We start from the raw sequence: 21,776 nt of genomic DNA on the forward strand, positions 1-21,776 counted from the left end.
CTATGCCCGTGGGTGTGCCTGCCCGAAGGCGGACCGGAGGCGCTCGGCACTCACGTGCGTATAGCGTTGCGTCGTGCCCAGCGACGAGTGCCCGAGCACTTCTTGCACGCTTCGCAGGTCGGATCCACCCTCCAAGAGGTGTGTTGCCGCGGAGTGGCGTAGCCCGTGCGGCCCGATGTGGGGAAGGTCTGCGAGCATCGTTAGGCGGTCGAGGACCGTTCGCACCATGCGCGGGTCAATTCGCTTGCCTGCCCGCCCAACGAATACCGCCTGGCGATCGCCTTTGAGGAACTGTGGGCGTACGCTCAGCCACTGACTCAAGGCTTCGCGCGCGGGGCGCCCAAAGGGCACAATCCGTTCCTTGTTGCCCTTTCCAACCACTCGCAACGTCGAATCCGCCTGGATACTCGTGATATCGAGGCCAACCAGCTCGCTGACACGGATTCCTGAGGCGTAGAGCATCTCCAGCATGGCCCAGTCACGAACCGCGAGCCCGCCTGCCTCCGCGGCGCGGACGGCTGCCGTGTCGAGAAGCCGCTTGGCCTGGTCCTTGCTGAGCACCTTGGGCAGGGCGTTATCCGCCCGCGGGGACTTCAGGCGTAGCCCGGGATCGTTGGTGAGGTATCCATTCTTATGTAGCCAGCGCGTGAAACTACGAATGGCGGCAGAATGGCGCGCCATCGTCGCGCGCGTGTGCCCCGCGCGCTGCCTCCAAGCCAGCCACGAACGTAAGTCAGCCAGTTCGAGAAATTCGAGGGACTGTTCAACATCGGAGGAATACGTGGCGAGGAAGTCCAATAGCGAGCGTGCTTCTTTCACGTAAGCCCGCACGGTGTGCTCCGACAGCCCCCGCCGCACCGCAAGCTCGTGATCATACTCTGCGACAATCTTCTCCACGCTCATGAGCTCACCTTAGTGCGCTTCCACCGACCGTCGCGCTCCGCGACGCGCCCGGCCAACAACAAGTGCCCGAGAACTGTCAACGTCTCTGGCAACGTCAGCCCCGCCGTCGCGGCAATCGACGCTACGCTCGCGGCTCGCGTAACCGGCGTCGCATCGAAGACACGCTGATGACGCGGGTCGTACCCGTCGTCGACGCTCCCGGCGAAAAAGTCAGGCGCGAGCGGGTCTTGCACTTCCATGGTGCCCATCAGCTCGCGTAGATGGGCGACGTTGGCAACTGGCGTGCCGTCATTCCGCAGAAGGTCAATGCAGCCCTGATACTGCGGCACGTCGATGGGACCAGGCACAGCACCCACGGGACGGCCGATGTTCTGTGCGTGCCTCGCTGTCGAAAGTGCCCCTGAACGAATCGGCGCTTCGACGACGAGCGTTGCGCGGGCGAGGCCTGCAATGATCCGGTTTCGGGCGAGAAACCGAAAGCGCTGCGGCGCCGCCCCGAGCGGCGATTCTGATACTACTGCACCACCCAACTCGAGCGTCTTGGCAAACAGCGCGTCGTGGGCGCGCGGATACACGCGATCTGCCCCGCCAGCGCTGACGATCACTGAGGGCCGGAGAGCCAACATGGCCCCTTCGTGTGCGGCCGCGTCGATGCCGAAAGCTCCGCCGGAAATGACGGTGGCCTCGCGGGAAATCTCGTAGGCAAAGTCCCGCGCGATCCGCACACCGTTGGCAGTCGCGGCACGCGAGCCAACGATGGCGACCGCGCGCCCAGCGAGCACTTTGGGATCGCCCTTCACCCAGAGCAAGAGCGGCGCCTTATCCCCAAGATCGTTGAGCTGCGAGGGCCAGAGCTCGTCGCCCGGCGCAACCACACTTACTCCGGCCCGATCGAGGGCACCCATCTTAAACGGCTCTTGGCGGTCCAGGCGATGTCGCCACCGCGCCACGTGCTGACCAATCCGCTCATCAACCTCGCCAGGCTCGCGGATGAAGTCCAACGCGCCCGCAGCCCCGAGGTGGGAGATCAAGGCGTGCGCCACCGGATCGGCGCCCTCCGTCATTCGTGACCATTCGATCCGCGCCTGCAGTTCATCAAGCTCGCTCATGCTGACACCCGTCCTCTCATTGTGTAAGCCAGCGCGACGTCGTCGTCACTGGGCACGCCTCGGCCGTTTACGTCAGCGATCGACCACGCCAGGCGCAAAATCCTGTCATATCCCCGCAAGGACAACTCGCCCATGGTTATCCCCTCTTCGAAACGCGTGGCCGTGACGGGCGACAGCGGCGTGTGACGCCGTAGCCAGGCCCCCGGCACTTGGGCGTTACGCTCGAGTGGCAGTTTCTTCAGCCGATGAGCTTGGCGTAGCCTCGCCTCCGAAACTCGTTCCTTCACCTGAGCACTCGTGATGGTTCCGCCGCGGCGGAGATCAGCCTTCGACGGCCGTCTAAGCAGGATCTGGATATCGATCCGATCTCGCACCGGCCCGCCGAGCGACGCGTTGTACGTGCGCCGATCGCGTGAGGTACACGTGCACCGAGACGGCGCATCGAGTACGTGCCCGCAACGGCATGGATTGGCGGCCGCCACCAGCTGAAAGCGCGCCGGAAAGCGCACGTTGGCCTTGGATCTGGCTAATTCGATGTAGCCATCTTCCATCGGCTGGCGCAACGCCTGTATTACCCGAGGCGCAAATTCTGGGTACTCATCGCAGAACAGGACGCCGCGGTGGGCGAAAGTCACCGCACCCGGCCGAGGAATGCCCGAGCCCCCTCCCACCATCGCCGCCGCACTAGCCGTGTGGTGCGGAGCGCTGAACGGCGGGCAATGAGGTAGATCGGTAAAGCGCTCCCCCATGAGCGAAGAAATCGCAGCGACTTCCAGGGCTTCCGCATGAGTCAGGTCCGGCATGATTCCCGGCATGCGCCGAGCCAGCATCGACTTCCCGATTCCCGGCGAGCCAACCATGAGCATATGATGCCCTCCGGCCGCCGCGACCTCGAGTGCAAGAATTGCCTCTTCCTGGCCATAGACGTCGCTCAGGTCAGCCACCGGCTCAGGCAGGGGCAACGGGTCACTCACCTGCGACATCATCGGCGGCACGAACTGCCCCGGCACGCCGCACAGCCGCGCCACCTGCGCAAGGTGATGCACCGCAACGACCTCAATGCCGTCCACGAGGAGGGCCTCTTCCCGATTGCCCACAGGAACGATCGCCGTCTCGACTCCCTCCTTGACCGCACTAAGCAGCGCCGGTAACACCCCACGCACCGGCCGGATGGACCCGTCGAGTCCAAGCTCGCCCATCACTACGGCGTTGCGCCCCGCATCGAAGCCGATCGAGCCAAGGATCGCCACGGCAATTGCCAAGTCGAAACCCGTGCCCGATTTGAGCACGTCCGCCGGGGAAAGATTGACCGTCAGCCGGCGGTTGGGCCAGCTCACGCCCAGGGCGTGAAAGCCGGCTCGCAGCCTTTCACGCGCCTCGTTGACCGCGGCATCCGGAAGTCCCACTATCTGGAAGCTGGGCAAACCGTTGAGTTGCACGGCCTCGACGAGGATGGGGATAGCCTCGAGACCCACAATGGAGAGCGTCTTGGCACGCCCGACCGTGCCCGCAACGGCGACGGCCGTGTTCATGACACGTCCTTCACGTGCGAGATCGAGGGCTCGCCGCTTATCGTCACATCCACGGCAAGCACATCCACCGTGATCTGAGCGGCGAAAGTCCCATGCTCGAGTAGCCAGGTCAGCAACAGCCCCTTGATCCGGCGGACCTTCTCTGTAGTCACCGATTCAGCGGGCGTACCAGCATGGTGACTGCGGCGCGTTTTCACTTCCACCGCCACAATCGCCTGCCGTTGCGGATCGAATGCGACGATGTCCAGTTCGCCGCCGCGTGTGCGCCAATTTCGGGCCAGGATGCCCCAGCCGTGTTCTTTAAGGTGAGCGGCAGCGAGGTTTTCGCCCCACGTGCCAAGCTCACGGGTGTTCATCTGTGTTCTCGTCATAGAGACGATTTCAGCAGGTTCCGCCCTTCGCGCGTTTCCGAAAAAGCCAAAATGTGGATGGGTCAGCCGAGTCGCAAACTGTGGAAAAACTTGGCCTCAGATGAGGCCGACTATTCGATGTCTTTTGCCGACTCGTAGAACTCCCGTGCGACCTACTCGAAGTCGAGCTCGCGCGTGATATCGGGCTTGTTCAGCTCTTCGACATTGACATCCTTAAACGTGACAATGCGAGCGCCGCGGATAAAGCGCGACGAACGGAAAATGTCCCACACCCACGCGTCGGTCAACGTCACTTCAAAGAATACGTCTCCGGCCGCCGACGCACGCACCTTTACGTCCACGTCATTGGCCAGGTAGAAGCGGCGCTCTGTCTCAACCACAAAACGGAAAAGGCTCGCCACGTCACGATACTCGCGGTACAGCGCGAGCTCAGCATTCGCTTCGTACTCTTCTAATTCGCTCATACCAATCCCTGTCCTAGACCCGGAAGTTTCCAACTCGTGCGATGATGCACGCTCGCACCTAGGCTGCGCAGCCCGTCAATGTGCTTCGGGGAAGAATATCCCTTGTTCTTTTCCCAATCGTAGCCCGGATAGTCGGCGGCGAGGGAAACCATCAACTCGTCGCGTGCCACCTTTGCCACCACACTCGCAGCCGCGACCACAGCACAGCGCGCATCCGCCTTGACTTCCATACGCACCGGATACGCCGGCAGTTGAGGACCGAGCGGCAGCCCGTCGCTCGTCCACCAATCATGGACGCCATCGAGGAGAACGCCCGCGATCGGATAATCCGCAAGCTGTCCCAGGGCTTCGCCGGCCGCCCACCTGAGCGCCCCAATAATCCCCCACTGGTTCACGACGTCGGCGCCCGCGTGACCCACCGCCACGGCATCCGCCCACTGCGTAACGCCCTCCACCGCGCGCCGCCGCGCCGGCGCCGTCATCAATTTTGAATCTCGTAGCCCGGACGGAAACCCATCCGGCGTGGTGAGCGAAACAAGGGCAATCCCAACGGAGGCCGGCCCAGCGAGAGCTCCGCGGCCCACTTCATCCACACCGGCAAGATAAAACGGCCCGTCCGTACGCTCCGCAAGCTCGTGCAGAAGCCGCCGTTCGACGTCGCGATCAGGGACTATCATTTGGCCGACGGAACGTTGGCGAAAACGTCACCGGCCGAGGGGATCGTCCCGAACCGATCCAACGGGAAAATCGTCACCCAGGCCCGACCCTCGACATTCGTAATCGGCACAAAGCCAAATCCGGTTGCCTGCTGGTGATAGCGAGCATCCTTGGATCGGTTACGGTTGTCGCCCATGAGCCACAGGTGCCCATCAGGAACGATCACATCGAAGGGGGTATCCGACGGGCTCACGCCCGGCTTGAGATACGTTTCCTTAATCGGCTCACCATTAACGGTGATCAGCCCATCACCGTTGCAGCACTTCACGTGGTCGCCCGGCAACCCGATGATGCGCTTGACCAAGTGGTCGCCTACGTTCTGCGGGATCAGACCAACGGCCTCACCGACGTCGACAAGCACCTGCTGCCACGCCGGATAGCTATCCTTAGCAACGCCTTCGAGCCAATTACCCGGATCAACGAAAACCACCACGTCCCCGCGATTGAGCTCACCTTCCGAGTCGGCGAGCTTATTGACAAAAATACGATCGCCGGGGATTAGCGTGTTCTCCATTGACTCCGACGGAATCGCAAAAGCCTGCGCAAAGAACGTCTTGATAATGACCGAGATCAGCAGCGCAACCGCAATAATCGTTGCGAATTCTAGGAAGAAAGAACCCACGCGCTGGCGAGGGGTCGGGGCCGTCAACTTCTCAGGGCGTTTCTCCGGTTCCGACTTACTCGGTACCGCGCGCTCTTGCGGAGGGTACGACGGCGGCATCTGCGTGTCGTCATGATCTGGCCGTTCGAGATCGCTCATCGCACCCCCTTCTTACTACCCCTACCCTACGGCACGCGCGCTCGCCGTCCGCCAATCAGAAAGGCGTGTATCTGGGTGAGTTCGCCAACAGCGCGACGCCGTCTCCCGCGGCCCGCGGGCCCACCGGCGGCGTTTCCGTGCCCCACCGGCCACCCGCGCTGTAGTAACCTGACCGCCGCTGTACTAAATTACGCCAGATTAGTACAGCGCGAGTCAGATTAATACGGTTTCGGCGGTACGGCCAGCCGGCCCGGCCCAGCCAGCCCGCCACCAGACCGGCAAGAAAGAAGCGCCCCGGAGGGCGCCTCTTCACAATTTACGCGTCTGCTCGACGTTCGCGAATCTTCGCAGCCTTGCCGTGACGATCACGCAGGTAGTAGAGCTTGGCGCGGCGGACGCGGCCACGGGTCACTACCTCGATCGAATCGACATTCGGAGAATGCAGCGGGAACGTACGCTCCACACCGACACCGAAGGAGGTCTTGCGGACGGTGAAGGTTGCACCGAGGCCGGTGCCGCCCTTGCGTGCGATCACGACGCCCTGGAAGACCTGGATACGGTGGCGCTGGCCTTCAACGACCTTGACGTTGACCTTGACCGTGTCACCGGCGCGGAAGTCGGGGCGCTCCGTGAGCGATGCCGCGTTAATCTTGTCGATAATGTTCATTATCTTCTCATCCACCCTGCACGCAGGTCAGAGTGCTTTCCGGGCAAATGCCCGTTCGTTGGAAAGTTCTTGCAGATAGGTCCAGCCCCCTGCGGCAGGCTTTAGACCCCGTGCAAGCCATACTAGTTTGGCACATTTGGGCGGATCGCTAAAGTGATATCCTTGTTGACCTGCTCACCCACGATGAAGTCTCGTGTCCCGACGCGCACGAAGCCCGCCCGCTTGTAGGCGCGGATGGCACGTTTATTGGCAGCGGCGGTTCCGAGCCACACGTATGGTTGACTGCCGTCGGCATGCGTGACGATCGCCTCCAGCGTCTTGCGCATGAGGTAGTCGAAGATTCCCTTGCCGCGCCAGGGCACGTCCACATAGAACTTCGACAGGTACACCAGTTCACCTTCGCGCACGACGCCGTCGAGCACCAGATCCGTTGGCGCTCCAGCCGCGTTCGTCTCGGCGAAGTCGTCGGCGGTGCGTGGAATGAACGCCATCGAGTAGGCGGCGATCTGGCCGTCCACGCGAGCGAGCAGGATGAGGTAGCGGGGATCGGCGATATAGCGCGCAAAATCGGCTTCGCTCAGGTGTCCGTCCACGAAGGCCGCAATGTCCGCCTCATCCATTCCGGATGGGCAGGCGTCCGGGAAGAGGTGGCTTGCAAAGGCGGAGAGTTCCCCGGCGTCATCGGGCGTTGGGGATTGGACGAGGATCGGCCGGACCCGATCGTTGACCGCCCACCCCAGCTCGGTCAGCTTGGCGCGGTCCTTCTTGTCGAGGGCGGATGGGTCGAGCTTGGCGATCATGTCGGGCCGGCGGATGCTGGTGCGTTCGAGTGCGTGGTCACGCCTCCAACGTGCCACCTTGCCGTGATCCCCAGAGGTGAGGACGTCGGGGACGTCGATGCCGCGGAAGTTGGTTGGCCGGGTGTAGACGGGGTATTCAAGCAGTCCAGCCTCGCCGTGGGACTCTTCCCGCAGGGATTCGGGGTTTCCGATCATGCCGGGCAGGAGCCGCGCCACGCCTTCGACGAGCACGATCGCCGCCACTTCTCCCCCATTGAGCACGTAGTCGCCGAGCGAGTATTCGATGACTTCCATGCCGGATTGGCGGTAGTGATCCGCCACGCGCGAGTCGATGCCTTCGTAGCGTCCGCACGCGATAATGAGCTGGTCTGCCTCGGCTAGGTCCCAGCAGGTCTGTTGCGTCAGTGGCGTTCCCGAGGGCGTCGGTATCGCGAGCACGCTGCGACCGGGCGCGACGACGTCGTCGATCGCTGCGGCCCAGACGTCCGGCTTCATGACCATGCCAGCCCCACCACCGAATGGGGTGTCGTCGACGGTGCGATGGACGTCGCTGGTCCAATCGCGCAGGTCATGCGTGGCGACGTCAATAATGCCGCGCTCACGCGCCTTGCCCACAAGGGACAGGTCGAGCACCGAGAAGAACTCGGGGAAGACGGAGACGATGTCGAAGCGCATTACTCTCCCGACTCCGCCTGATGCGTCTCTTCGGAGATAACGAGTTCGTCGGGCGAGAAGAGGCCGGGAGGCGCGTCGATGACCACACAGTTGTCCTCCAGGTCGACCTCGGTGACGATCTCCTTGACGAAGGGCACGCGCGTGATGACGCCGTCGGGCTCGCGGACGATCAACAGGTCCTGGGCCGGCATGGGCTCAACGCCGACGACGACGCCGAGCTCGTAGCCGTCGGGGTCCAGCGCTTCGAGGCCCTTGAGCTCGTGGGGGAACCAGGCGTCGTCTTCCAGCTCGTCCTCGTCGGACTCGATGATGAGTTTGACGCCGCGAAGGGACTCCGCTCCCGTCCGGTCGTCATATTCCGCGAATCGCACGTAGGCATTGCCTTTGTATTCACGCCGCGAGGCGATGGTGACCGGGCCCATCTCCGCCGGGTCCGTCTCCAAGGAGGAGCCGACCGCCAGGCGGCGTTCCGGATCGTCGGTACGCACGTCGAGCTTCACTTCGCCCTTCAGGCCGTGTGCTGCCCCGACAATCGCCACAGTTAACTGCATAGTTCCCCTTTCGTTCTAGCCATTATCACGCAAAGCAAAGGACCCGCCAAAATGGCGGGTCCCCTACATGTTTGACTATCGATCAGTTTCGATCACGTCAACGCGTACCGAGCCCTGCGTAGCAAGTGCGCTGATAACCGAGCGCAGTGCCTTGGCCGTTCGGCCGTTGCGGCCGATCACGCGCCCGAGGTCCTCGGGATTGACTCGGACTTCGAGGAGCTCACCGCGACGATTGTTGCGCGAGGTAACCTCCACGTCATCCGGATTGTCCACGATTCCGCGAACGAGGTGTTCCAAGGCGTCAGCAAGCATTAGGCTTCCTCAGCCTCGGCAGGAGCCTCGTCAGCTTCGGCCTCGGCCTCAGCCTTGGCGGCTGCCTCGGCCTCTTCGCGGGCCTTGGCCTTGTCGGCACGGCGCTTCTCAGCCTCAGCCTGAACAGCCTTGGTGGCCTCCTCACGCTGAGCTGCGACGTCAACAACCGCGGCCGTCTTCAGGGTGGAGCCACCCTCGAGACCCTTGGCTGCCTGCCAGTCACCCGTGATCTTGAGCTGAGCAAGAACCGGCTCAGTCGGCTGGGCGCCAACCGAGATCCAGTACCGAGCACGCTCGGAGTTGATGTCGATCACCGAAGGCTCGGTGTTCGGGTTGTAGTAGCCGATCTCCTCGATGACGCGACCATCGCGCCTCTTCTTAGAATCGACGACGACGACGCGGTAGTGGGCCTCACGGATCTTGCCCATGCGCTTCAAACGAATCTTGACTGCCACTTAGCGGTCACTCCTAGTTCATATTTGGTGGGTTTCAGCCGGAAACGTGGGAAATCATGCGTCTGGCTGTTACCCGGACTGAGACTTGGCCGAGTTGAGAGGGGCTCGACTTCGTCTGAGTACAACGTTCAATGATGCCAGATTCCGCCAACAAATGGCAGTCCACAGGCAGTTTCCCTTCGGTGGTAGTGGTCACGCCAGAGCCGTCGATTTTTTGTCTGCCCTAAACCTACTTTCCCGCGCCCCTCAAACCGCATTCTCGCCCCGCCAAATGGCGCCGTTTCACCGGCATGAAGTGTGCGAAATGCCCCTGCGGCGCAGATTCACATTGCTCTTCTAGGGCGCAAGAATTGTCCCCATGACGCAAAACATCTCGCAAACGCAGAACCTGACCAAGTTCGCGTGGCTCTCCATCGCGGTGGCCGTGCTGACGATTGGCTTGAAGGCCGGCGCCTACCTGGTCACCGGATCGGTCTCCCTTCTGTCGGATGCGATGGAGTCGGTGGCCAATCTCGTTGCGGCGGTTATCGCGCTGATCTCGCTCATGCTCGCCGCCAAGCCGGCGTCGTCCCGCTACACGTTTGGCCGCTCGAAGGCGGAGTATTTCTCGGCGGCCGTCGAGGGAGCCATGATCTTTGGTGCCGCCGCGCTCATCATCTTCGCCGCGGTCACACGCCTGGCCAGCCCCCGGCCCGTGGAACAGCTGGGCATCGGCCTGGCAATTTCGGCCCTGGCGGCGCTCATCAACGGCGCGGCGGGCATGTATCTGATTGGCGTGGGTCGCAAGAAGCGCTCGATCACGCTCGAGGCTGACGGCAAGCACCTGCTCACCGACCTGGTGACGTCGGCCGGCGTCATCTTCGGACTGTTGCTAGTGATGCTCACGGGCTGGCAGATCCTGGATCCGATCATCGCTATCGTCGTCGCGCTCAACATCTTATGGACGGGGTTGAGCCTGCTTCGTTCCTCCCTCGCCGGCCTCATGGACGTCACGCTTCCCGACGCCGAAAACGACGCCATTATCGACGTGCTCCACGAGTATGCGCAGCCCGGTGTGATCGCATTCCACGGCCTGCAGACTCGCCAGGCTGGCCGAATCCGCCACATTAACGTCGACGCGCTCGTGCCCGGCTCATGGACCGTTAAGCAGGGCCACGACCTCGCGATGAAGGTCGAGTCGTCGATTCAATCCAAGCTCGATGACACGTTCATCGTCATCCACGTTGAGCCAATTGAGGACCAAGCCTCTTACGATGACATTCCCGAGGGCTTCATCCCGCTCGGCGACGAGGAGTGGTTCTAGACCCCGCAGACTCCGCTGAGAGCACCGAGGGCCCTCGAGGACCCGGGGTTCTAGAGCACCCGCACACCGCCGGCGAAGATGGCAACCGGATCGCGCAGAGTTTCGATGTTCTTTTCGGGATCCTGGCGATAGACGACGAGGTCTGCGGGCTCGCCGTCGGCCCACACGTCAAAACCGATCTTGGCCCGCCCGCCGTAGCTGGCGGCGGCCATGACGACGTCGGCCGGCATGCCGTCCTCGACCGCGTCGATGAGCTCGTCCACAAGGTTGACCTCGGCGACGTTCTCCGCCGTGTCGGAGCCCATGAGAAAATGCGTGCCCGTCTCAACCATGAGCGCCAAGTGCTCTGTGCGCACGCGATCCATTCCCAACATGCGTTCCACGTAGGCGGGGAATTTGACGCCTTTCGCCGCGAATTCTGGGAAGCGCCGAATCTGATGGACCGTCGGAGTCACGAGGATTCCGCGCGCGGACGCCTCGAGGAGGTGATCGCGCGTCATGCCCGTTCCGTGTTCGATCCCGTCAACCCCGGCCGTGAGCAGGTCATCGACCGTCTCGGTGGCGAAGGTGTGGACGGTGACCTTGCCTCCGGCGTCGTGAACCGCGGCGACGGCGTCGATAAGCGCCTGGCGCGGCCACAACGGCGTGGTGTCCCCCACCTCGCGATCGATCCAATCGCCGACGATCTTGATCCAGCCGTCTGCGCGCTCGTATTGGCGCACGGCCTCGGCGGGCAACTGCCCGGGTTCGACGTCAACGGCGAGGTGACGCTCGTAGCGCTTGAAACGTCCAATGTGCTGGCCACTGTGCATGACGCGTGCCAGGCCCGGCTCCCAGGCGACCTTCGGGTCGTGCTGGCCGCCAGCGTCGCGCACCACCGTCACCCCGTGGCGTGCTAGGACATCGAGGCGGCGGCGAATCTCACCGGTTGCCAGTGGCTCAGGCGTTCGGCGCATGCCGGGGTGGGTGTGAACATCGAGCAGGCCCGGATAGGCAAAGCCCGATATCGTCTCGGTCACCGCGCGCGGCTCCAAGCCGGCGGCACCGCCCGCGTGGGCTTGCGGGCGGGCAAGGACGAGCCGCCCATCGACGATCCAAGCCTCGCGCGCGTCCGTCCCCCGCAGGGTGCCAACCAGGTGAATGGACATGGGCCCTACTTGAGGAACCTCGCGAGGTCATCCATGTTGACATCGCCCTTGCCCGGCTGCGCCCCGAACGCGTTGCCCTTGGGCGCCTCGCGCTGGGCGGCCAGCTCTTGCTGGCGGCGCTTGGCCGGGTTGCCGGAACGCCCCTTCTTCGAGCCCGACGCCTTCTTTTTCTTCGGCTGCTTCTTGGTGTAGCCCCCGCCCATGCCAGGCATGGCAGGCATACCCGGAATGTTGGGCATGCCACCGCGAGACATCTGCGTCATCACCTTCTTGGCCTGCTCGAAGCGCTCCACCAGCTGGTTGACCTCGGTGACAGTGGTTCCAGAACCGTTGGCGATACGCATCCGGCGCGAGCCGTTGAGGATGCGGGTGTCGGCGCGCTCGGCCTTCGTCATCGACTTGACGATGGCTTCCTGCCGGTCGATCTCGCGCTCGTCGAAGTTCTCGAGGGCGTCGCGGTACTGCCCCATGCCGGGCAACATTCCCATGATCTTCTTCATCGAACCCATCTTGCGCAGCTGGTTGAGCTGGTCGAGGAAGTCGTCGAGGGTGAACTCGCCCTCGGCCATCTTCGAGGCCAGGTCTTGAGCCTGCTCCTCGTTCCACGTCTTTTCGGCCTGCTCAATGAGGGTCAGGAGGTCGCCCATGTCGAGGATGCGGGAGGCCATGCGGTCCGGGTGGAAGCGCTCGAAAGCGTCAAGCTTTTCGCCGGTCGAAGCGAACAGGACGGGCTGGCCAGTCACGCCACGGACGGAAAGCGCGGCACCGCCGCGGGCATCGCCGTCGAGCTTGGAGAGTACGACGCCGGTGAAACCCACCCCGTCACGGAAGGCCACCGAGGTGTTGACCGCGTCCTGGCCGACCATCGCGTCGAGCACGAAGAGGATTTCGTGGGGGTTGACGGCGTCGCGGATGTCGCGGGCCTGGGCCATCATCTCTTCGTCGATGCCGAGGCGCCCGGCCGTGTCAACGACGACGACGTCGAACGTGTTGTCCTTGGCGAACTGGATCGAGTTACGGGCCACCTCCACGGGGTCGCCGACCCCGTTACCCGGCTCGGGTGCGAAGACGTGCACGCCCGCCTGCTCGCCCACCACCTGGAGCTGGTTGACGGCGTTTGGGCGCTGGAGATCGGAGGCCACGAGGAGCGGACGGTGGCCGTTTTCACGTAGCCACCGGCCGAGCTTGCCGGCGAGGGTCGTCTTGCCCGCGCCCTGGAGGCCGGCGAGCATGATGACGGTTGGGGCCTTCGGCGCCCAGTTCAGTTCGCGGGCCTGCCCGCCGAGGACCTCGATGAGCTCGTCGTTGACGATCTTGACAACCTGCTGGGCCGGGTTGAGCGCCTGGCTCGCCACCGCACCCACTGCCTTCTCGCGTATCGCGGCGGTGAACTGACGCACCACCGGCAAGGCCACGTCGGCATCGAGTAGCGCGCGGCGAATATCGCTGATAACCGCCTCGACGTCCTTTTCAGAAAGACGGCCTGCCTTGCGCAGGTTTCGAAGCGAACCGGTGATCCGATCAGAAAGCGAGTTAAACATGTACGACCTCAGGTAAGGAATTGAACTGGCAAAAGTCTACCCCACGGCGGCCCGTCGTCTCAGAGCGCCGTGGGGTAGGTGGAGTTTTAGGACAGGAGGGAGTCGACGAAGTCCTGCGGGGAGAAGGGTGAGAAGTCGTCCGCACCCTCGCCCAGGCCGACGAACTTGACCGGCACACCCAACTCGCGCTGGACCGAGATGACGATTCCGCCCTTGGCCGTGCCGTCGAGTTTGGTCAACACGATGCCTGTGATTCCCGCGACCTCGGCGAACACCTTCGCCTGACTCATGCCGTTCTGACCGGTGGTGGCGTCAAGAACGAGGAGCACCTCGGCCAAAGGAGCACCCTTTTCCATGACGCGCTTGATCTTGCCCAGCTCATCCATGAGGCCCGCCTTGTTCTGGAGGCGTCCGGCCGTGTCGACGATGACGACGTCGGTGCCCGCCTCACGAGCGATCTTCACAGCTTCGAAGGCTACCGAGGCGGGGTCTGCTCCCTCGCGGTCCGATCGGACGACGTCGACGCCGACTCGCTCGCCCCACGTCGAGAGCTGGTCGGCGGCCGCGGCGCGGAACGTGTCGGCTGCGCCGAGGACGACGCTCTTGCCTTCGGCAACCAGGAGGCGTGCGAGCTTGCCCGTCGTCGTCGTCTTGCCCGTGCCGTTGACGCCCACCATGAGGAGTGAGGCGGGGTGGCGGGTGCCCTCTTCGTCAATCGAGGGCTCGAGGTTGAGCGAGCGATCCGCGTCCGGGCCGACAAGCCTGATGAGCTCCTCGCGCAGGATCGCGCGGACCTCTTCCGGATCCGTGGTCCCCCTGACCTTGGTCTGGGTGCGCAGGGTATCCATGAGCTCGGTGGTGGCGTCGAGGCCGACGTCAGCCATGAGGAGCGTGTCTTCCAGCTCCTCCCAGTCGGCCTCAGAGAGATCTCCGCGGGAGAGGATCGACAACAGCGTACGGCCAAGGACGCCCGAGTTCGCGAGGCGCCCGCGCAGGCGCTCCATGCGCGAGCCGACCGCCTCGGGGACCTCAACCGAGGTGTCGAGCGTAGAATCGGGATCCGCCGGCGCAGATTCGAGGCCCGGCAATTCGGTGTCCGGAATCTCCGGGACGCTGGGCTGGGCAGCACCGGGCTGGGCTACCCCACCCGCGGGCGTTTCGGCTTCGCCAGCCTCAGGCTCGCCGGCCTCAATCTGCTCGCGCTTGTCCCACGAGATCTCGGCCGAGGAAGATCGGCGGCGCAACCCCACGGCAACGCCTGCGCCGATGAGAACAGCGATGACGGCAATAAGAATGATGATCTGTTGTGTAGTCACGTCTCTAGTGTCCCGTACATCGAGGATTTTGCCAAAGTTTTCGGGCAATTTTCACCCACGGCGGGGTGCGCCAGCCAGTGATCACGCGAACCAATTCCGTCTTAGCCGCGCGGCATGAGATCAATCGCGGCGCCCGTGAAGAGGCGCACCCCGGCCGGGAGTACCTTTTCCTGGACGCAGAACTTGCGATTGTGTGCCCCGCGGGCGAAGAGGTGAGCATCCGGATAAAGGTGGCCTTGCCGCCGTTGCTCTGCACGCGATCCATCATGAACGCGTAGTCCTCGGACCCGGATGCCATCATCCAGTTCGAATCGCGCGGGATGAGCCCGAGGTCGGTGGCCACGGCGTCGATGCGTGCCATGAGATCGCGGTCCGAATCGAGCGAGATCGACTCGCCCATCCGGATCATCTCGTGCTCGAGCTGGTACATGTCGGCTGCGGCGGCGATCACGGTACGCGCACGCTTCTCCATGTAGTCGTTGATCTCGGTCGTCTCTCCACGGACCTCGATCTCGAGGTGAACCTTGTCGGCAATGATGTTTCGGCCACCGTCGATGATGACCTTGCCGACGTTGATGCGGCTCGGTCCGTACGAGTGGCGCGAGATGGCACAGAGGTTAAGGATCGCCGTCGCCACGGCGGGCACGACGTTCCGTCCCTCTTCGGGTGCGCCCGAGGCATGGGCGGAGCGGCCAAAGAAGTTCACGTCCATCTTCGTCGTCGCGAGCGCGCCGCCCGCGCCAGCGCAGATGTCGCCGTCTTGGGACTTTTCGTCAACGTGCTGGGCGAGCATGAAGTCGACGTCGTCGCAGTGGCCCTTGGCGACGATGGACTTTCCTCCGCGCACGCCTTCCTCAGCGGGCTGGAAGATGATCTTCAGCGTGCCCGACCAAGCGCCCTTCATCTCGGCCAGCAGCTTCGCCGTGCCCAGGCCGATGGTGATGTGGGCGTCGTGTCCGCAGGCGTGCATGGTGTGGTCGTGCTGTGATCGGAAGCCTTCGGCGGCGGGCTCGTAATCGTCGTCGTCGGCTTCGTTGATTCTACGGGCGATATCGGCGGTGATAGCGGTAGTCATGATGTCCTTTCTTCGGTAAGAGGAGAATCGTGGAGGCGATGTAGTCCCATACCATCGAGGAGACGATCATCGTGATATAGGCGGCGACCATGACGGGCGCCGTACGCTTGACGATGTCCATCGTTGACACCGGCTAGGCCTGCCACGGCGATGACGACGCCGGCGACGGGCGACATCGAACGGCCGATGCCGGAGGCGAGTTCCATGGGCTGGGCCATAAAGACGGGCCGGACGCCCACCGACTGTGCTACCTCGGGTGCCAGCGAGGAGACGGCGAACCAGGGAGCTTTTCCCGATCCGGTCACTACTGCGGCCAGCAGGATGATGAGGGTCAGGACGATGGTGATCGGGATCGCGCCGAAGTTTGCGCCTTTGGAAGCGTTGATGATGGTTTCAATGAAGCCCAGCTGGGTCAGGCCAGCGGCAAGCATCTGGGCTGCGATGATGAGGGTAACAATGTTGGTGAACTGGCGTCCCATGCCCTCAAAGAAGACCTTGAACACTTCCCCGGCCTGCCGGAACGAGCGGTGACGGAACATCTCGGCGATCACGCCGACCATGGCCGAGATGAGCATCGCGGTGGCGACGGGCATCTTGACCGTGGCGATGACGGCGGCGGCAGAGAGCCGCGATATGCCCATGCCGATTAGCAGCGGGTAGACGGTGACCATGAGGAGCATGGCCAGGCCGGCGGCCATGATGATCAGGCCCAGCTCAGCGCCGGTGGTGGAGAAGAGGAATCGGACGTGGTCGAACACGTCGAGCAGTGCCTTGCCCGTGTCGGGCCACTTTTCTGGGCGGACGACGCCGGTATTTGGGAAGACGATCGTTAGGCCGAGCATAATCAGGCCAGCGAAGAGAAGAACGGTTTGGGGGGCTATAGCGCTTAAAGATTAAATAAGCCACGCCGGCTGTCATCAGGAGGGCCAGCAAAAATCCTGCCTGTGCAAGGTTCCCTTCGGATGGAGGTCCTGCAGGACCCGTGGTAGTGAGCCTGCTGAGACGCCCCGCAAGGGGTGGAAGTGTCGCTCCATCACGAAATTCTTCCATGCATTTTATGAACCCAGTCACACACCAGCGCGCGACCTAGGCCCTAAATTTTTACGACCACCTTCGGAGAAATTCCGGTAAGTGCCGGTTGCCCGCGCCGTGCTACTTCGAGGAGCGCCAGATGCGCGGCAGGCGGCCTACCCCACGTCCGATCGAGGTCGCAAGCCTGAACGATCCACGCACGCCCTGCCTTGCCACCTGGGCCGCGGTGCCGGCGCCCGCGGAGAGAATGCCGAGGGCCTTGCGCACCTTCATGGGCCGATCGGAGGACGCATGGGATGCCCGCTCGGCGAAATCTTGCTTGACTCCCCCGGCTACCTCGAGCGTCTTGAGCACAGCGAGCTCCGTGGCATCGAGGACCTTCTTGGGCGCGGACGAGCCCACGACTTTGGAGAGCTTTTCTTCGATGCCTTCTGGGGAGTAGTAGGGATCAAATCCGTCGTGTTCAAAGGTGGCGAACATGTCGTCCAAGTCAGTTTCTTGCACGTGCACCTTGAACTGGCCCCCGCTCAATTCCTTGGAGCGCCACGCTTTGAGCGAGTTGCCCACCCATTCGCGCCCTTCGGCTGTGGATTTGCCGCGCACGAAGTAGTAAGCTCCGCCGGCGACGGTTCCGAGAACTGCTGTACTAAAAACGAGGCTCATCACCCTTTAGTTCTAGCCCAGTTGCGCCCAAAAATCACGCATCGACTTCCCCGTTTTCGTCACACCGTTTCTCGCGTTGCGCGCACCTCTTCTCACGACGCCGTCACCTCGGCTTTCGCCGTCACTCAGGCGTTTTTCGCTCAGGCGTCGACGTCGAGACGCTGGGAGATGACGGTTGTCACTCCGTCTTCTCGCATGGCAACCCCGTAGAGCGCGTCGGCGATCTCCATCGTCCGCTTTTGGTGGGTGATAATCAGCAGCTGGGAATTGTCTTGCAGCTCCTTGAAGAGGCTGATGAGCCGGGAGAGGTTTGTGTCGTCAAGCGCGGCTTCCACCTCGTCCATGACGTAGAACGGGGACGGGCGGGCCTTGAAGATCGCCACAAGGTAGGCGATCGCCGTCAGTGAGCGCTCCCCGCCCGACAGGAGGGAAAGGCGCTTGATGCGCTTGCCCGGCGGGCGTGCCTCGATCTCAACGCCCGTGGTCAGCACGCTATCGGGATCCGTGAGGACGATCCTTCCCTTACCTCCGGGGAAGAGGCGCTGGAAGGTGGTTTCAAACTCACGGGCGACGTCCGCCAGCGCGCTGGACATGACTTCTTTGACGCGTTCGTCGATGTCGCGCACGATTCCCAGGAGGTCGGCGCGCGAACGCCGGAGGTCTTCGAGCTGTTCGGTGAGGTAACGCTGGCGCTCCTCGAGAGCGGCGTGTTCCTCGAGGGCGAGGGGGTTAATTTTACCCAGCCGCGCGAGGTCGCGTTCTGCTTTAGCGAGGCGCTTTTCCTGTTCCTCGCGAATGAAGGGACGATCAGGCTTTGGCTGTTCCCCCTCGGCGACGGGCAGGGTGACCATGAGGTGCGGACCGAATTCGTTGACGAGCGTATCAGCCGACATTCCCAAGTCGTCGATGGCCTTCGCCGCGAGCTGGTCGTACTTGAGTCGAAGTTGTGCGAGGGCGAGTTCGTGGCGGTGGCCGAGGTCGTCAAGTTCGCGCTCTTCGCCGCGTAGCCTTTCGAGATGCCTTCGCGACGCCGACAGCTCGGTTTCGCGCGTGGAGCGCTGGGCTTCGGCGGCCTCGCGCTCGGAGGTGACCGTGGCGAGGATTTCTTGTGCGGCCACGAGCGCAGCGGTGGCGTCCGTAGCCACAGCTTGAGCCACGAGTGCTGCCTGTGCGCGACGCGCGGCCGCCCGCTCTTCCTGGGCGATGCGTGCCTCGACCGCCTTGGCCTGCGCCTCGAGCGCGTCGGACCTGCCTGCGCTGGCGCGCAGGCGCTCCTCGCGCGTGCGTAGCTTGAGGCGCGCCTCCGTTTCAGCTGACCGTGCGGCGACGGTGGCCTGATGGGCCGCGTCACGTTCGCCGGTCAGTGCAGCAGAACGCTCGGCGTAGTCCTGCGGGGCGTCATCAAGTTGCTGTTGCTGTTCCATGAGGGAGTTGAGCTCGTCGGTACGCCGTTCGAGGTCCTCATCGATGCGGCGGGTGCGTTCCTCGTTGCGCTCGACTTCTTGGCGGGCCGCAGAAACTGATTGGCGTAGCACGCCGAGTTGTGCCGTGACGGCGGCCAGCTTGGAATCGCGCGCGCCCAGTTGGGCGGCGATCTGGGCGAAGTCCTCGTCCGCTTCCTCGGCCTTGCGGCGCGCTTGGGCAAATTGCGCCTCGGCCTCCTCCACCGCTTGGATGGCCGCCAGGGTCTGAGCACGGGCGTCATCGTAGGTGGCCTGCCGCGCGAGGATGGCCGCTGCTTGGGCTTCGCCTCCCCAGGCGTGGGTGGCGGTGATGACGTCGCCAGCCATGGTGGCGACGACGGGTGCTCCGGCGTCGAGAAGCTGCTTGGCGGCGGCGAGGTCGACGGCGAGGACGGCACCTGCGACGAGTGCGCGCAATGCCTTCGCGGAATGGCTGATCCCCTCGATGACGTCAGCCGCGAGGCGCGCCTGGTCGGCGGCAAGCTTCGTGGCGCGAAGTGCCGCGCGGGCGGCGTCATTGGCCGAGTCGTGGGCGCCCTTTTCGATGAGGAGCTCGAGGTGTCCGGCGTCGGCTTCGCGCGCGGCTCGCAGAGCGTCGACGGCGGCGTCCACGTCCTTCACGATTGCGCCGGTGGCGACCCCGGAGAGCGCGGCCTCAGCGGCGGCCTCCCAGCCGGCAGAAATCTTCACCGCGTCACGCACCAGGCCCACCACACCCGATCGATGCTCGTTGACAAGCCAGGCGGTGGCATCCTCCGGGGCGAGCGACAGCTCGAGGGTGTCAGCCTTCGTTCGCCACTCGACCACCGAGGCCTGGGCCACCACGAGGGCTTGGCGGGTTTCCTCGACGGTGTCCCGGGTAGCTTGCTGGACGCGGGCGGCTTCCTCGTGGGCGATGGAGAGTGTGTCATCGATGCCGCTGTGTGCCACGGCCTGCTCTTCCAACTCGATGACCTGCCTCTGCGCGACCTCCGCACGCTTGGTGGCCTCGGCCACCGCCGACGCAACTCGCCCCCGTTCGGCGGTCAGAGACTCGATACGGCTATTGGCCGTGGCGATTTTCCCTGAGAGTCGGGCCGCGGTCTCGCGACGATCAGCCAGGGAGCGGTTAATGACCGTCAGCTCCTGGTCGATCTCACGTTCGCGTGCCTCGGCCCGCTCGCGGCGGGAGATCACGTCGTGAAGCGCGTCCTCGGCGTCGTGAACCTCCTTGCGAAGGTTGTCCTCTTCTTGACGGGCAAGTTCGGCGCGCTCGCGAATGTGCTCGGGCGATTCGCCGCGATGAACCGAGGGGCCGGCTTGCATAAGCGAACGCTGGCGCTCAGCGGCAAGGCTCGCCACGCCGCGGAATCGTTCGACGAGTGAGCCGAGGCGCTGCCAGTTCTCCGTCAGCGCGGCGATCTGTGGGTTGGCGGCGTCGGCCTCTTCCTGTAGCGAGGCGACGTTGGCAGCAGCCTTGGCGAGTCTCTCTTTGAGCTCGGCGCGTTGCTCAGCCATCTTCTTGTCGTCCACCGCCTGGGCCTGGACGCGGGCCTGGGCTTGCGCGATGTCGTCGGCGAGGATGCGTGCCCGAGCATCGAACACCTCGGCCTGGATCACCTGCGCCCTGCGCGCGGTGGCCGCCTGTCGGGCAAGTGGACCCAGCTGCCGGCGGAGCTCACCTGCGAGATCCTCGATGCGGGTCAGATTACCCTGCATAGATTCGAGCTTACGTAGCGCCTTTTCTTTCCGGCGGCGGTGTTTGAGCACCCCCGCGGCCTCTTCGATGAATCCGCGGCGATCCTCGGGGGTGGCGGTGAGCACCTCGTCAAGCTTTCCTTGGCCGATGATCACGTGCATCTCCTTGCCCATGCCCGTGTCGGAGAGGAGTTCTTGGATGTCAAGCAGACGGCAGGCGGTGCCATTGATGGCGTATTCTGACCCTCCGGTTCGGAACAGCGTACGAGAGATAGTCACTTCGGAGAACTCGATGGGAAGCGCACCGTCCGCATTATCAATCGTCAGCGTGACCTCGGCGCGCCCGAGCGCGGGGCGCTTGGCGGTACCCGCGAAGATGACGTCCGCCATGTTGCCACCGCGAAGGTTCTTGGCCCCCTGCTCCCCCATGACCCACGAGAGGGCGTCAACAACGTTCGACTTCCCCGATCCATTCGGGCCCACGACGCAGTTGATGCCCGGCTCAAAGCTCAAGGCAGTGGCTGTCGCAAACGACTTAAAGCCACGCAGGGTCAGGGTTTTTAAGTGCACGCGCCCAGTTTAGCGCCAATCGGCAGATTTTCTGCGATTATCGTCTGACAGGCCCCGTGCGCATATCGGCGCGGGGCCTGCACTAACTACCCACTCAGAACGCGGCACCTGTCATGGCGCGAGACGAGTCACACCTTTTAAGCGCTTCGCGGTCGCTTGGTGATCGACAACTAGCTTGGCAGCATTAGGAAAATCGTCATTGGTGATACTCGGCGATGACCCAAAACTGACGTTAGCTAAACCAGACCGAAATCTCGTGGGCCGCGGATTCGGTGCCGTCCGAGGAGTGGATGAGGTTGCGAATCTCGCCGTCTCCCCAGTCCCGGCCCAGGTCGCCTCGAATGGTTCCGGGCGCGGCCACGGTGGGCTCGGTTGCGCCCGAAAGTGAGCGTACGCCTTCGATGACGCGGTTACCTTCGATGACGGCGGCTACGATGGGCCCGGATTTCATGTAGGCGACCATGCCTGCGTAGAAGGGCTTCTCAGTATGCTCGTGGTAATGCTGGGCGAGGAGCTCGTCTGTAGCGCTAAGCATGCGTATCTGAGCGATGCGGTAGCCCTTGGATTCGATGCGACGCAGGATCTCGCCGGTGAGGCCGCGCTCCACGCCGTCGGGCTTAACAAGGATGAGAGTCTGTTCAGTCATGAGTTCATGATAGCCCCTGAGACCAA

The 21,776-nt window shown here is 63.6% G+C and carries 21 protein-coding genes; 1 reads left to right on the forward strand and 20 read right to left on the reverse strand.

The window, feature by feature from the left end; all coding sequences use genetic code 11:
• From HLG82_RS06285 to rpsP, 12 genes are all read right to left on the reverse strand, one after another.
• The gene (locus HLG82_RS06285; RefSeq protein WP_193326029.1) at positions 1–903 is read right to left on the reverse strand and encodes a tyrosine recombinase XerC; all 903 of its coding nucleotides are present in this window, start codon (positions 901–903) and stop codon (positions 1–3) included.
• The gene (dprA, locus tag HLG82_RS06290; RefSeq protein ID WP_193326030.1) at positions 900–2,012 is read right to left on the reverse strand and encodes a DNA-processing protein DprA; all 1,113 of its coding nucleotides are present in this window, start codon (positions 2,010–2,012) and stop codon (positions 900–902) included. Before dprA ends, HLG82_RS06285 begins: the two co-directional genes overlap by 4 nt.
• Positions 2,009–3,544, reverse strand: a complete 1,536-nt coding sequence (locus tag HLG82_RS06295; protein WP_193326031.1) for a YifB family Mg chelatase-like AAA ATPase — start codon at positions 3,542–3,544, stop codon at positions 2,009–2,011. Before HLG82_RS06295 ends, dprA begins: the two co-directional genes overlap by 4 nt.
• A complete protein-coding gene (locus tag HLG82_RS06300) occupies positions 3,541–3,915 on the reverse strand; it encodes a YraN family protein (protein ID WP_193326032.1) in 375 nt (124 codons plus the stop codon). The genes HLG82_RS06295 and HLG82_RS06300 overlap by 4 nt, the downstream gene beginning before the upstream one ends.
• A gap of 152 nt (positions 3,916–4,067) precedes the next feature.
• The gene (locus tag HLG82_RS06305) at positions 4,068–4,379 is read right to left on the reverse strand and encodes a DUF2469 domain-containing protein (protein WP_193326033.1); all 312 of its coding nucleotides are present in this window, start codon (positions 4,377–4,379) and stop codon (positions 4,068–4,070) included.
• Positions 4,376–5,056, reverse strand: a complete 681-nt coding sequence (gene rnhB / locus HLG82_RS06310; protein ID WP_193326034.1) for a ribonuclease HII — start codon at positions 5,054–5,056, stop codon at positions 4,376–4,378. The genes HLG82_RS06305 and rnhB overlap by 4 nt, the downstream gene beginning before the upstream one ends.
• Positions 5,053–5,856, reverse strand: a complete 804-nt coding sequence (gene lepB, locus HLG82_RS06315) for a signal peptidase I (RefSeq protein ID WP_193326035.1) — start codon at positions 5,854–5,856, stop codon at positions 5,053–5,055. The genes rnhB and lepB overlap by 4 nt, the downstream gene beginning before the upstream one ends.
• 316 nt (positions 5,857–6,172) lie before the next feature.
• Positions 6,173–6,523, reverse strand: coding sequence for a 50S ribosomal protein L19 (gene rplS / locus HLG82_RS06320; protein WP_193326036.1), 351 nt, complete (start codon positions 6,521–6,523; stop codon positions 6,173–6,175).
• Between the two features lie 122 nt (positions 6,524–6,645).
• Positions 6,646–7,998: a tRNA (guanosine(37)-N1)-methyltransferase TrmD gene (gene trmD / locus HLG82_RS06325; protein ID WP_193326037.1), complete on the reverse strand. Its 1,353-nt coding sequence runs from the start codon at positions 7,996–7,998 to the stop codon at positions 6,646–6,648.
• On the reverse strand, positions 7,998–8,549 hold the full coding sequence (gene rimM / locus HLG82_RS06330) for a ribosome maturation factor RimM (RefSeq protein WP_193326038.1): 552 nt from the start codon (positions 8,547–8,549) through the stop codon (positions 7,998–8,000). Before rimM ends, trmD begins: the two co-directional genes overlap by 1 nt.
• Positions 8,550–8,624: 75 nt before the next feature.
• Positions 8,625–8,861 carry an RNA-binding protein gene (locus HLG82_RS06335; protein WP_167801236.1) on the reverse strand — a complete coding sequence of 79 codons (237 nt, stop codon included), beginning with the start codon at positions 8,859–8,861 and terminating at the stop codon, positions 8,625–8,627.
• Entirely contained in the window at positions 8,861–9,316 is a 456-nt protein-coding gene (gene rpsP / locus HLG82_RS06340; protein WP_167801235.1) for a 30S ribosomal protein S16, read from the reverse strand. Before rpsP ends, HLG82_RS06335 begins: the two co-directional genes overlap by 1 nt.
• A 358-nt stretch (positions 9,317–9,674) precedes the next feature.
• Between rpsP and HLG82_RS06345 the strand changes: the two genes are divergently transcribed.
• A complete protein-coding gene (locus HLG82_RS06345) occupies positions 9,675–10,619 on the forward strand; it encodes a cation diffusion facilitator family transporter (RefSeq protein ID WP_193326039.1) in 945 nt (314 codons plus the stop codon).
• Positions 10,620–10,669: 50 nt separating this feature from the next.
• Here HLG82_RS06345 and HLG82_RS06350 read toward each other — a convergent pair whose 3' ends face one another.
• The 8 genes from HLG82_RS06350 to ndk form a co-directional block, all read right to left on the reverse strand.
• Complete coding sequence (locus HLG82_RS06350; protein WP_193326040.1) at positions 10,670–11,767, reverse strand: amidohydrolase family protein; 1,098 nt, start codon at positions 11,765–11,767, stop codon at positions 10,670–10,672.
• 5 nt (positions 11,768–11,772) lie between these two features.
• The gene (gene ffh, locus HLG82_RS06355; RefSeq protein ID WP_193326041.1) at positions 11,773–13,308 is read right to left on the reverse strand and encodes a signal recognition particle protein; all 1,536 of its coding nucleotides are present in this window, start codon (positions 13,306–13,308) and stop codon (positions 11,773–11,775) included.
• Between the two features lie 86 nt (positions 13,309–13,394).
• Positions 13,395–14,624, reverse strand: coding sequence for a signal recognition particle-docking protein FtsY (gene ftsY / locus HLG82_RS06360; protein ID WP_193326042.1), 1,230 nt, complete (start codon positions 14,622–14,624; stop codon positions 13,395–13,397).
• Positions 14,625–14,628: 4 nt separating this feature from the next.
• Positions 14,629–15,699, reverse strand: a complete 1,071-nt coding sequence (locus HLG82_RS06365; RefSeq protein ID WP_193326043.1) for an amidohydrolase — start codon at positions 15,697–15,699, stop codon at positions 14,629–14,631.
• On the reverse strand, positions 15,696–16,541 hold the full coding sequence (gene dcuC, locus HLG82_RS06370) for a C4-dicarboxylate transporter DcuC (RefSeq protein ID WP_193326044.1): 846 nt from the start codon (positions 16,539–16,541) through the stop codon (positions 15,696–15,698). The genes HLG82_RS06365 and dcuC overlap by 4 nt, the downstream gene beginning before the upstream one ends.
• Positions 16,542–16,851: 310 nt before the next feature.
• Positions 16,852–17,397, reverse strand: a complete 546-nt coding sequence (locus tag HLG82_RS06375) for a hypothetical protein (RefSeq protein ID WP_193326045.1) — start codon at positions 17,395–17,397, stop codon at positions 16,852–16,854.
• Positions 17,398–17,534: 137 nt separating this feature from the next.
• Positions 17,535–21,104, reverse strand: coding sequence for a chromosome segregation protein SMC (gene smc, locus HLG82_RS06380; RefSeq protein ID WP_193326046.1), 3,570 nt, complete (start codon positions 21,102–21,104; stop codon positions 17,535–17,537).
• Positions 21,105–21,336: 232 nt separating this feature from the next.
• The gene (gene ndk / locus HLG82_RS06385; RefSeq protein ID WP_193326047.1) at positions 21,337–21,750 is read right to left on the reverse strand and encodes a nucleoside-diphosphate kinase; all 414 of its coding nucleotides are present in this window, start codon (positions 21,748–21,750) and stop codon (positions 21,337–21,339) included.
• Positions 21,751–21,776: the final 26 nt, after the last annotated feature.

This window comes from Trueperella pecoris (assembly GCF_014926385.1).
GTDB classification, from domain to species: Bacteria; Actinomycetota; Actinomycetes; order Actinomycetales; family Actinomycetaceae; genus Trueperella; species Trueperella pecoris.